This is a genomic window from Allomuricauda sp. M10, assembly GCF_020782875.1.
In the GTDB taxonomy this organism is placed as follows: Bacteria; Bacteroidota; Bacteroidia; order Flavobacteriales; family Flavobacteriaceae; genus Flagellimonas.
In genome coordinates this window covers 336724-349379 of sequence record NZ_JAJGBN010000003.1, presented here as the reverse complement: position 1 = coordinate 349379, position 12656 = coordinate 336724, and the positions used below count along the sequence as shown (strand labels likewise).

Genomic DNA, 12656 nt, shown 5'->3' with positions numbered 1-12656 from the left:
GGCATTACCTGTTATTCTATGAAACCTACGCCTGCTGTATGATTGGTCCTGCTATCGATGATGATAAAGGAACCGTTGGTACGGTGCTCCTTGAACCTATCATAAAAAATAGGTTTGTTCAATCGTAAACGCACTTTGGCAATATCGTTCATATTAAGAGAGGACACATTTTCCTCTATACCTGAATAATCTGGGTGGATCTTATGGTCAATGGCATCTACTTTGGCCAAAGCCTTATTAACGCCATGCTGCAACACATACTTTCCACCAACGGTCAACTGATTGGAATCCATCCAAGATATGGTTGCCGTCAATTGTTTGTCAACGATCGGAAGGTCACCCACTTTCACCAACATATCACCACGGCTTACATTTACCTCATCTTCCAAAGTAATGGTCACTGAGGAACGACGTGGAGCCGTTTGGTATTCCGTATCGTAAAAATAAATGGCCTTGATCTTAGATCGGGTCATGGAGGGCAAAACCACCACCTCGTCACCTACACTCAACTCACCACCGTACACTTTACCTGCAAATCCACGGAAATCGTGGAATTCTTCGGTTTTTGGCCTGATGACATATTGTACTGGAAAACGCGGAGTTCCAACGTTGTAAATATCCTGAAGATCCAATTCTTCCAAATGTTCCAACAAGGTCTGGCCTTTATACCAATCCATGCTTTGGGAACGATTTACCACGTTATCACCCTTTAAGGCGCTAACCGGAATGAAGGTGATTTTCTGATCTTGATAATCCCTTTTGTCCATCAATTCCTCAAAATCGGCCTTGATATCATTGAAGGCATCTTCGGAAAAATCAACCAAGTCCATTTTATTGATGGCTACGATCACATCTTTGATGCGCAACAGGTTGTTGATGAAAAAATGCCTGTTGGTCTGCTCGATAACCCCTTTTCGGGCATCGATCAAAATAATGGCCGCCTGAGAAGTGGACGCACCGGTAACCATGTTACGGGTATATTCCACATGCCCTGGGGTATCGGCTATAATGTAACTTTTGGATGCGGTGGAGAAATAGATATGGGCCACATCTATGGTGATGCCCTGCTCCCTTTCTGCCACCAAGCCGTCAGTTGCCAGTGAAAAATCAAGGTAGTCGTACCCCTTTTGTTTACTGGTACGCTCAATGGCTTCCAATTTATCGTCGGTCAAGGATTTTGTGTCATACAGCAATCTTCCGATCAATGTACTTTTACCATCATCCACACTTCCTGCCGTTGCTATCTTTAATACTTCCATGTCTTGTTGTTCGTTATTGGTTGTTCGTTGCCGGTCATCTATATTTCTAAAAACCAACAACTATAAACCATCAACTTATTTTAAAAATACCCTTGTTGTTTACGTTTTTCCATTGCCGCCTCGGAACGTTTGTCATCGATACGGGCCCCTCTTTCCGATATTTTTGAATCCCTGATCTCCGAAACCACTTTATCGATGGTATCCGCATAGGATTCCACAGCTGCGGTACAACTCATATCACCCACGGTACGGAAACGCACGATTCTTTCTTCCACTTTTTCATCTTCTGCCCTGAAAACCACACCATCTTCGGCAGACCAGATCAGTCCATCACGTAGGAAGGTATTTCTTTTGTGGGCGAAGTAAATGGATGGGATTTCAATATTTTCTTTTTGGATATAGCTCCAGACATCCAACTCGGTCCAGTTGCTGATCGGGAACACCCTTACATTCTGGCCCATTTCAATTTGTCCGTTCAACATATCGAACAATTCCGGACGCTGGTTCTTTTCATCCCATTGGCCAAAATCGTCACGAACGGAAAAAATACGTTCCTTGGCCCTGGCCTTTTCTTCATCACGTCTGGCTCCACCAATACAGGCATCGAACTTGAACTCTTCAATGGCATCCAACAAAGTTGTGGTCTGCAACATATTCCTACTGGCATATTTTCCAGTTTCTTCAACAACCTTTCCTTGGTCGATGGAATCCTGAACATTGCGAACAATAAGTTCCACACCCAATTCTTCTACCAATTTATCCCTGAACTCAATGGTCTCCGGGAAGTTGTGGCCAGTATCAATGTGCATCAATGGAAAAGGAATCTTGGCTGGCCAGAATGCCTTTTGTGCCAATCTAACCAAGGTTATGGAATCCTTTCCTCCGGAAAACAACAACACAGGTTTCTCAAACTGTGCAGCTACTTCCCTTAAAATGTATATGGCTTCATGCTCCAGCGCATTGGCGTTTGGCCTTTCTGCATCAGTCAACGTCAATGGATTTTTAATTTCTTCTGCGAGTGTACTCAAAGCTTTTTATGTTTTAACCTCTCAATTACTCTTGAGGTGACAATTCATATTAATTATTAGGTATGCAAACCACATTCGCGGTTGGCCAATACTTTTGTAGGATCGAAATATTTGTGCTCGTTGGGCAATCCATGACCTTGCAAATAGGCATCCAATTGGGTATCGCTCCAGTGATAGAATGGACTTACTTTCAGCACACCATCTTTGCTCATGCTTAACACATCCAAGGAATCGCGGTGAGCGGTCTGTCCTTTTCTTAGATTGGTGAACCAAACATCAGGTTTGTGCTCTTCCATGGCTCTCCTGAACGGCTCCAACTTCACTTGCTCCGTGAACAGTTCATGACGGGGATCATCTATTTGAGGAATTCCCATTACCGCATCTCGGTGTGAAGTGGTCTGTTTGGGTACATATAGTTTGATGTTCAGTCCCAAACGGGCAATCAATTCTTCGGCATGCTTGTAGGTTTGAGGGGTATTGTAACCAGTATCGCACCAAATAACCGGAATATCATTATTGACCTCGGTCACCGCGTGAAGAATAGCCACTTCATAAGGCCTAAAATTGGTCGTCACCACCGATTTTTTGCCATGCTTGATGGCCCAAGAAATGATTTCTTCCGGTGGAATGCCCTTAAACTGGCGATTTAGATTCTGAATTTCTTCTTGTGTCAATGCCATAACCGTTATTTTTATTTACCCCATTTGATGGAGTTCCAAATTCTTTCGTGAAAAAAATACAAGACCATTTTAGTGACCAGTTCCACCATACCAATGGAGAAAGCTAAGGTTAATGTTCCGGTAACGATCCATGAAATAATAATGGTATCAATGGTACCCACAATCCTCCAGCTGATGGATTTTGCAATACTACGTTTTGGACTTTCGGAACGAACATCCTTCACATAGGTGGATTCTTCTTTGCTGCTTTTTATTACCAGTTGGTCTGTGATCATTTCTAAGTTATATTTCCTATCGATTTACTAGGGAATTCAAAAATAGAATTAAATTTCGGAACCACATGCAAAAGCCATCTTAAAATTACGTTTATCCTATAGTTTTAGTAGATTATCGAATTTCAAGAAGAGAATTTATAAGATTCTCATCTATAGGGATTAAAAAGATTAAGGATTTTTAAAGCAAATCAGCCAAGGTATTGTTTCTGTACACATCCAACGCACTGTCCCTGATCTGGATCATCAGTTTATGGACGGAGCAAGTGGCTTCATCCGGACAATCCACACATTTTTCGTAGAAATTTAGGCTTACACAGGGCACCATGGCTATGGGTCCTTCCAACACCCGCATGACGGTGGTCATCGGAATTTCATGGGGTTCTTTGATCAGGTAGTAGCCCCCACCCTTTCCTTTTTTGGAACCCAAAAAGCCATTCCTTCTTAAGGTTAGTAGGATGCTTTCCAAAAACTTTTGCGATATGTTCTCATGTTTTGCGATTTCCGCAATCTGAACAGGCTCATTTCCCTTGACCCTAGCAAGGTATGTAAGTGCCTTTAAACCGTATTTTGTCTTCTTGGAGAGCATCCCACGAATATAGGGAAAATTAACAATCCCCTATGCAAAATGTTCTATTCCGAAATCCTTATCCTAGGGCCTGATCAATATCGGCAATGATGTCATCAATATGCTCCAAACCAACTGAAATCCTGACCATTCCATCAGTAATTCCCACCGCTTCGCGTTCCGCTTTGGACAGTTTGCTATGCGTGGTGGAAGCCGGATGGGTAACGATGCTTCGGGAATCACCCAAGTTTGCTGAAAGGGACAATAGTTCTATACTATCGAAGAATTTTCTGCCGGCATCCAATCCTCCTTTTACTTCAAAAGCCACCACACAACCGCCAGCCTTCATTTGTTTTTTGGCCACTTCATACTGTGGATGCGATTTCAGGAACGGATATTTCACCCAGGCTATCTTCGGGTGATTTTCCAAAAAAGTGGCCAATTGCAGGGCGTTAGAACAATGCCTATCCACCCGTATGGCCAAGGTCTCTAAACTTCTAGACAATACCCAAGCATTGAAAGGCGATAACGCTGGACCAGTAATCCTTGAGAAACGGTACACTTTGTCCATCAACTCGTGGCCGCCAACCGTGATACCGGCCAATACCCTTCCTTGACCATCCATCAATTTAGTACCGGAATGAATAACCAAATCAGCTCCGAATTTAATGGGTTGTTGCAGATAGGGAGAAGCAAAACAATTGTCCACAATAAAAATGAGTCCATGTTTTTTGGCAATGTTGCCCAACACTTCAAGGTCCAACACATCTACTCCAGGGTTTGTTGGCGATTCGGCATAAAGAATCTTGGAAGTTGGTTGGATCAGATTCTCGATGCTCTCCAAATCATTGGCATCAAAAAAGCTGGTACTGATGTTCCATTTAGGAAAAAACTGGGTGAACAAGGTATGGGTCGAACCAAAAATGCTGCTCGATGAAATCACATGGTCCCCTGAATTCAACAAAGCCGCCAAAGTGGAATATACCGCTGCCATACCAGAAGCAAAGGCAAATCCACTTTCCGCCCCTTCCATTTTGCATACTTTTTCTATGAATTCGGAAGAATTCGGGTTGGAGTATCTGGAATAAATGTTCCTGTCCTTTTCTTCGGCGAACGAAGCCCTCATATCCTCCGCATCCTCAAATACAAAACTGGAAGTCAAATAAATAGGACTGGAATGCTCCAAATATTGGCTGCGCTCCATTTGTGTGCGGATCGCTTCTGTTTCAAATTGCTTTTTCATTGTATAATTTTTGGGTGGCTGAGCGTAGTCGAAGCCACTTTATTTAACCTCTTTAAAATATCTATAATTGCTTTCGTTCTTGCATTCGGATAAATCGGGTAATGCCTGATATTCACCCATAACAAGTGCTTCCTTCTTCGCCCTGGACCAACCTTGAATTTGCTTTTCCCTCTCAAAAGCCGATGCTATGTTTAAATATTCTTCAACATAGATCAACTTCACTGGTAATCTTTTTTTGGTATGATTTGCTCCTTTTCCATCCTGATGTTCGCTGATGCGCTTCTCCAAATCAATGGTACTACCTGTATAGTAGCTTCCGTCTGAGCACTTCAAGATGTAAACAAAACCTTTCATCCTTAGTTTGTGGCTTCGACTCCGCTCAGCCACCATTTCATTTGAATTCTGTTACCATTTCGACTCCGCTCAGCCACCATTTCAATTGTTTGCTTTTTTCATTTCGATTCCGCTAGCTGGCATTTATTTAATCACAATTCCAAATCTGAAAAGCCAGGTAGCTGAGCGGAGTCGAAGCTATATCTTCTCTGCTATTCTTAAAATATCACCAAAAACGCCCCTGGCAGTTACGGCAGCTCCAGCTCCAGCACCTTGTATCACCAACGGGTTTTCACCATAGGATTCTGTATAAATTTCGATAATGGAATCGGAACCTTTCACTTGTCCCAAAGCACTTTCTTTGGGAACCGATACCAATTTCACTTCCAATATTCCTTTGTCTTGTTGCAAATCGCCATGCAAATCACCAACATATCGCAACACATGGCCTGGCCTTTGTTGACTCTTCACTTCGGCGTAAACCGAATCCATTTCTTCAATTCGTCCTTTAAAATCATCAAAATCCAACGTCTGTAGTTCCTTTGGAATCAAATTCTGAATCTTGATATCCGAGAACTCATTTTGAAGATCTAGCTCTCTGGCCAATATCAGGAGTTTTCTTCCCACATCGTTCCCTGACAAATCCTCACGAGGATCGGGCTCTGTATACCCTTTGGCCATCGCCTCCTTCACAATATCAGAAAATTGGGCATCTTTCTCCGAAAAAGTATTGAAAATATAGCTCAACGACCCAGAGAACACCCCTTTGATGCTCGTAATGTTCTCCCCGGAAAGGTGAAGTAATTTAATGGTATCGATCAAGGGAAGCCCTGCCCCAACATTGGTTTCGTACAAATATTGTTTTTGATTGGCATCCAAGGATTTCCGAATGGATTTGTATCGTTCAAAACTAAGGGTATTGGCAATTTTATTGGAGGACACCAAATCAAAACCATGCTTGATAAAGGGTTCATAATTTTCCACAAAAGCACTACTGGCCGTATTATCCACAGCGATCAAGTTTTCCAAATGATGTTGTTTGGCAAATGTGATTATGTCCACAATCTGATAGGGTTTTCCCTCTTTTTCCAAACGTTCTTGCCAATTGGCTCCAATCCCGGAAGCATCCAACAACACTTTTCTGGAATTGGCCACCGCGAACACCCGAAGGTCTATCCCTTTTCTGGCCTCAATACTTTTTTCTGAACCCAAGATTTGGTCGATTAAAGTACCCCCCACATTTCCGTGTCCGAACAATGCAAGGTTGATACGTTTTGCAATCCCGAAAATCTGTCCGTGCACCACATTCACCGCTTTCGTTAGATCAGATTTCCGCACTACCATGCTCACATTCTTTCCTGTGACCGTATTGTTGAAAAGCAACGGTACCACCTGGTTCTTCGCCAAGGCATTGAAAGGTTTGTGGAAACTGCTCAGATCCATCCCCACGATAGAGATGACGGAAACATCTTTTACCACCGTGATTTGGTTGATATCCTGGGACGAATAATCTGTTTCAAATTCGAGGTCCAGTAATTTTTTAGCCTTGTCCGCCTTGGAAGCATCCACTACCAGACCAATACCTCTCTCGGACGATCCTTGTGAAATGATCCCTACGCTGATATCGTTTTGGCCCAAAGCTCGAAAAATCCGCATATCGACACCAACTTTGCCCAAAAGACCCCTTCCTTCCAAGTTGATGAGTGCCATATTGTCCAACACAGAAAGGGATTTGATTCCACCATTATCCGTTTTTGGACCGATTAAGGTTCCCTCGTTATCATCATTAAAGGTATTGCAGATACGCAGCGGGATATTTTTCTCGATCAATGGAATAATAGTCTTCGCATGCAAAATATTGGCCCCGAAATTGGCCAACTCATTCGCCTCGCTATACGAAATCACATCAATCAATTTGGCATCTTTTACCAACTCCGGATTGGCTGTAAAAATACCATCCACATGGGTATAATTGATCAATTCCCCTGCATCCAAGAAATTGGCCAGAAGGGCAGCGGAATAGTTACTTCCATTTCTACCCAAGGTGGTTGTGGCCCCCTCACTTGTAGATCCGATAAAACCGGTGACCACGGCAATGGTATCGGCCTTTAATTGATGAAAATAACGGATCACATTTTCTTTGGAAGCCCCTTGATCTACCTCGGCATTGCTAAAAGTGTCATCGGTCTTGATCAATTTACGGGAATCGAAGAGCTCCGCCTTCAAACCGGATTGGTTCAAAAGTGATGTTACAACTTTGGCCGAAATCAACTCACCGAAAGATAAAATCTCATCCTTGGTCTTTAAACTGTAGTCGCCGGTTAAGGAAACCCCGTTCAGAATACGCTCAATAGTCTTAAGTTCATCCTGAATATCGACTCCTTTGAAATTATTCTTTTGATAGGTGGCAAAACTCTCCAAATCTTCCTTGAAGTCTTCCCCACGAGCCGCTTTCTCCAACAAACTTTCCAGTTCGTCAGTTGCTTTTCCACGGGCGGAAACTACTACGGCAAAGTTTTCGGCAGCTTTTGACCGTTTGGTGATGATCTTCAACACACGTTCAATGCCTTCTCCATTGGCGAGGGATTTACCACCGAACTTCAATACTTTGATTCGCTCTTTTTTTCCATTTTTCTGAAAAACGGTCTCCAAGAGTTTTTCCAGCTGCTCAAACTCCATTAAAAAGGCATCGTGTCCGTGGAGCGATTGCACTTCACCATAGGTGACATTGGCATTGGCCCTGGCCAAACGTTTAAAGGTCTCACGGTTTTCTTCAGCAGTGAAAAAGAGGTCGGAATTGACCCCGATGATATGGATCTTGGTATCGCTTTCTTGTAGTACTTTGAAGGCATCGTCCCCGTTACGGGTAATATCGATAGTCTTCAACAATTGGTTCATCAACTTGTAGGCCGACAATTGAAAACGCTCCTGCAATTTCTTGCCATGGTGCATTAACCAACTTTCCACATTGAACACCTGAAGTTCCTCGTTTGTACTCCTCTTGAACCGTTCTTTGAACGACTCAGGTGTGCGATAACACAACATGGCATGCATACGTGCATCGTGTACGGGTTGTTTGGAATTGACCAAAAACTGCTCCTGAATCTGACAGTTGGCAATAAGCCAGTCCGTAGATTTCCAGTCAGATGCAACAGCTACCAAATGTTCTGTTATATTCGGATTCAAAGCAGTCATTTCCCAAGCGATCCCACCACCAAGAGAGCCACCGATGATGGCGTATAATTTTGGGATTTTCAGTTGCTGCAACCCCAAAAGGAAGATCTTGGCGATATCGCCCGCAACAAAATCCTTATAGTTTTCGATTACGAAGCCATCATAGCCATTCCCTGGAATGTTGAACGCCAAAATGGTGTACTGATCGGTATTGATACATTTTCCTTCCCCGATCAAATCGGACCACCAACCCTGTTCTCCAGCAACATTGGAATTACCGGTAAGGGCGTGATTCACCAGAACAATGGGGGCCGAATGCAGAGGCTGCCCGAACAATTGATAGGACAATTGCATGTCCTGAACCGATCCATTGATCGTTTTAAAATTTTCTATGGCCAAATGCCTTATATCCATAATGCAATGTGTGACCCAAAGGGTCAAGATTTATTAAATAATATGGTTATAAGAAAGAGGGGCAGAAACTACCTGTTGCGTTATCTATTCCCAGTGGGATAGAATGTAGCACCTTCTTGAACTTGGATGTCAAGGGTTGCTAAGGCTTCAACGGGTCTATTCCCTCCACCTTTCTTGATAACTTTTCAATACGTGTTTGAACTTCGAGCGACAAAGATACTGATGGAAAGATGGAATTTCCTAATCTTTTGGAAAAAAATCATCAAAGTTCTCCCTTTGATTCCTCTCAACAAAAGGTGCTGATTATTTCAGCACCGTAAACTCAATGTTCGAATCCGTGAAAACGGTATGCGTTTGTGTTTTGAAATCGGACTCGTCCGCGTTGAAGATATTGTCCACAAAGGTCTGTGGGTTCAAATCGATGAGCGGGAACCAAGTACTCTGCACCTGAACCTGCAACCTATGCCCTTTTTTGAAGGTATGGAACACGTCCTGAAGTTTAATGTCCACTTCGGTTTTTTGATTGGGCACGAAAGGCTCCGGATCTGAAAAACTGTTTCGGAACCGGCCACGCATCACCTCGCTACGCACCATCAAATGATAGTTGCTCATCTTAAGATGATCCTGCATTTCTTCATTGGTTTTGGTATCCGCTGGATGCACATCAATCACCTTCACGATCCAGTCGGCCGCGGTACCTGTAGTGGCGACCTTCAAATTGGCCAAAATATCCCCTGCCAAAGTCAAATCTTCCGTCAAAGGTTCCGTTTCAAAAACCAAAACGTCCGAACGGCGTGCCGCAAAACGCTGGTCGTCCGTCATGTATTTTCTTGGAGTGAAAACGGTTTTGATATCCTCAGAATATGGCACTGGTTTTTTAATGTCACTGATAAACTGGATTCCTGCGGCAGCTTTTGGTTCCATGGTCAATTCTTGGTCCTCGGAAAGATACATGGTCTGTTTGGAAGCATTGGCTGGTGGCCAGGTTGGGTATTGCTTCCATTCCTTTTTGCCTGTATCAAAAACATAGGCTTCAGGCAATCCTGAATTCTGACTTCCATCTCCTTTTAAAAAGTGATTGAAGAACTTGGTTTCAATATTTTTTTGGAAAAACAACGAAATGGAATCACCGAAATAGTAGTTACCCACCACATTTCTTTCTACAGTACGAGCCCAGCCTCCGTGGTCCCACGGACCGAAAACCATGGTATTGTAGTTGCCCTCGTTGTACTTTTCAATATTTTTATAGGTTTCCAATGGTCCGGAAAGATCTTCCGCATCAAACCAACCTCCTACAATCATGGTGGCCACGCTGCTCTTCACATCCTTCAAATGTTGGATCAAGCCCTTACTCTGCCACATCTCATCATAATTCGGATGGTTTTTCAGCTCGTTCCAAAAATAATCATCAGTAACCCCTTCTGGTCGCATGGTAGGCGTATCGGCAGTATCGTATTCAAAAAAGTGGTCCAAGTTCTTTAACGGACCTGCATCCAAAAAGAACTGATATTGATCCTCGGTGGGCAGACTTGGCAATGTATACCAAGCTGTATCAATCGGCTGGTCGCCATTGGGCCTCGGAGTCCCGAACAAGGATGTCGCCCTAAAATAGCTCAACAAATAGGCCCCGTTGTGGTGGAAATCATCAAAAAAGAAATCGCCGATACACGCCTGTGGCGATGCTGCCTTCAAAGCGGGGTGTGCATCAATAGTGGCGTAAGTAGCATAAAAACCGGGATAGGAAATACCCCAAACCCCAACATTTCCATTGTTGTTTTCCACATTGTTTACCAACCAATCAATGGTATCATAGGTATCGGAACTTTCATCCACTTGATCATTGGACGTTTTATTGGGAATGTAGGCCCTCATATTTTCGTAATGCCCTTCGCTGAGCCAACGACCACGAACATCTTGATACACGATGATGTTCCCTTCTTTCATCAAAACTTCATTAGGACCAATTTTGGGACGAAAATTTTCTTCGCCATAAGGTTGTGAACTGTAGGGCGTACGCTGCATCAAAATTGGATATTTTTTGGAGGTATCCTTTGGCGAATAGATGGTGGTATGGAGTTTTACCCCATCCCGCATAACAATATCCACTTCCTTTTTCGTGTAATGTTCGGCCACATAATTGGTGGTGGAATCCATTTCCACCGTTCCCTTTTTCTTGCAGCTCACCGTTACGAGCAATACACCGACAAATAAGATTAGGATTTTGAATACGTTTTTCATCTCTTCCAATTTTGAGCTTTAAAGCTACTAAAGTTAGCTGGGTACGACAATAAAAAAAGGAGCCTTGATCAAGGCTCCTCATCTATTTTTAATCTGATGTAGAATTTTAAAGACCAAATGCGGCTTTCACTTTGTCCACCATATCCAGTTTTTCCCAAGTGAAAAGCTCCACTTCCTTTTCGATCCTTCCATTATAGGGAGATTCGAACACCTTGGTCAATATTTGGGGTTCCTTGCCCAAATGTCCGTAGGCAGCTGTTTCCAGATAAATTGGATTCCTCAGTTTGAGTCGTTCTTCAATGGCAAAAGGTCGCATATCGAATAGTTCGGCAGCTTTTTTGGCAATCTCGCCATCGCTTAGTTTCACATTGGATGAACCATAGGTTTCCACAAAAATGGAGGTAGGTTCCACCACCCCGATGGCATAACTCACCTGCACCAAAATTTCATCGGCTACCCCGGCAGCCACTAGGTTCTTGGCCATGTGGCGTGCGGCATAAGCGGCACTACGGTCTACCTTGCTCGGGTCTTTTCCACTAAAAGCACCACCACCATGGGCACCCTTGCCTCCGTAAGTATCCACAATGATTTTTCTACCGGTCAATCCGGTATCACCATGTGGGCCACCAATCACAAACTTCCCTGTCGGGTTAATATGGTATTTGATTTTATCGTTGAAGAGTTTCTGGATATCCATCGGCAAAAGACTTTTTACCTCAGGAATAAGGATGTTGATGATATCCTTCTTGATCTGTGCCAACATGACCTCATCATCGGCAAAATCATCATGTTGTGTAGAAACCACGATGGTATCAATGCGTTGTGGCACGTTATCATCGGAATATTCGATGGTTACCTGTGATTTGGCATCGGGTCTCAAATAGGAAATCCTATCACCTTCCCTACGCATATCGGCAAGCACTTGCAAAATCTTGTGCGATATATCCAAAGCCAGCGGCATGTAATTGGCAGTTTCCTTGGTGGCATAACCGAACATCATCCCTTGGTCCCCGGCCCCTTGCTCTTCCTTACTACCGCGATCTACCCCTTGGTTAATGTCCTGTGATTGTTCGTGGATCAAGGAGATTACCCCACAGGAATCACCACTGAATTTGTATTCACCTTTGGTGTAGCCGATTTTGTTGATCACTTCCCTTGCAATACTCTGAAGATCCACATAGGTATGGCTCTTTACCTCACCCGCCAAAACAACCTGTCCGGTGGTTACCAAAGTTTCGCAGGCCACTTTGCTCTCGGGATCAAAGGCTAAAAAATTATCCAAAAGGGCATCGCTGATTTGATCTGCAATCTTATCCGGGTGTCCCTCGCTAACAGATTCTGATGTAAATAAATATGGCATTGTACTACTTTATGGGAAAGCTCTAACGGAAAGGCTCTAAGGCGTTTTTACATCTCATGGGAGATGCCTGAAGTGTATTCAGAACAA

The 12656-nt window shown here is 43.4% G+C and carries 10 protein-coding genes and 1 riboswitch; all 10 genes read right to left on the bottom strand.

The window, feature by feature from the left end; all coding sequences use genetic code 11:
- Positions 1 to 11: 11 nt before the first annotated feature.
- The 10 genes from LKX84_RS10485 to metK all read right to left on the bottom strand — a co-directional run bounded on the left by LKX84_RS10485 (position 12) and on the right by metK (position 12569).
- Positions 12 to 1259: a sulfate adenylyltransferase subunit 1 gene (locus tag LKX84_RS10485; RefSeq protein ID WP_228237115.1), complete on the bottom strand. Its 1248-nt coding sequence runs from the start codon at positions 1257 to 1259 to the stop codon at positions 12 to 14.
- 80 nt (positions 1260 to 1339) lie between these two features.
- The gene (cysD, locus tag LKX84_RS10480) at positions 1340 to 2248 is read right to left on the bottom strand and encodes a sulfate adenylyltransferase subunit CysD (RefSeq protein ID WP_228237239.1); all 909 of its coding nucleotides are present in this window, start codon (positions 2246 to 2248) and stop codon (positions 1340 to 1342) included.
- A gap of 95 nt (positions 2249 to 2343) precedes the next feature.
- Complete coding sequence (locus tag LKX84_RS10475; RefSeq protein WP_228237114.1) at positions 2344 to 2967, bottom strand: phosphoadenosine phosphosulfate reductase family protein; 624 nt, start codon at positions 2965 to 2967, stop codon at positions 2344 to 2346.
- A gap of 11 nt (positions 2968 to 2978) precedes the next feature.
- Positions 2979 to 3242, bottom strand: a complete 264-nt coding sequence (locus LKX84_RS10470; protein WP_228237113.1) for a DUF2061 domain-containing protein — start codon at positions 3240 to 3242, stop codon at positions 2979 to 2981.
- A 178-nt stretch (positions 3243 to 3420) separates the two neighbouring features.
- Positions 3421 to 3828 (bottom strand): RrF2 family transcriptional regulator, encoded by a 408-nt coding sequence (locus tag LKX84_RS10465; RefSeq protein WP_228237112.1) that lies wholly within the window; start codon positions 3826 to 3828, stop codon positions 3421 to 3423.
- A 58-nt stretch (positions 3829 to 3886) separates the two neighbouring features.
- The gene (locus tag LKX84_RS10460) at positions 3887 to 5050 is read right to left on the bottom strand and encodes a trans-sulfuration enzyme family protein (protein ID WP_228237111.1); all 1164 of its coding nucleotides are present in this window, start codon (positions 5048 to 5050) and stop codon (positions 3887 to 3889) included.
- A gap of 39 nt (positions 5051 to 5089) precedes the next feature.
- Positions 5090 to 5404, bottom strand: coding sequence for a GIY-YIG nuclease family protein (locus tag LKX84_RS10455; RefSeq protein WP_228237110.1), 315 nt, complete (start codon positions 5402 to 5404; stop codon positions 5090 to 5092).
- 177 nt (positions 5405 to 5581) lie between these two features.
- Positions 5582 to 8971 carry a bifunctional aspartate kinase/homoserine dehydrogenase I gene (gene thrA / locus LKX84_RS10450; RefSeq protein WP_228237109.1) on the bottom strand — a complete coding sequence of 1130 codons (3390 nt, stop codon included), beginning with the start codon at positions 8969 to 8971 and terminating at the stop codon, positions 5582 to 5584.
- A 77-nt stretch (positions 8972 to 9048) separates the two neighbouring features.
- A riboswitch (SAM riboswitch) is annotated at positions 9049 to 9155 on the bottom strand.
- 119 nt (positions 9156 to 9274) lie between these two features.
- Positions 9275 to 11209 (bottom strand): CocE/NonD family hydrolase, encoded by a 1935-nt coding sequence (locus LKX84_RS10445; protein WP_228237108.1) that lies wholly within the window; start codon positions 11207 to 11209, stop codon positions 9275 to 9277.
- A gap of 106 nt (positions 11210 to 11315) precedes the next feature.
- Entirely contained in the window at positions 11316 to 12569 is a 1254-nt protein-coding gene (gene metK / locus LKX84_RS10440) for a methionine adenosyltransferase (protein ID WP_228237107.1), read from the bottom strand.
- Between the last annotated feature and the right edge of the window lie 87 nt (positions 12570 to 12656).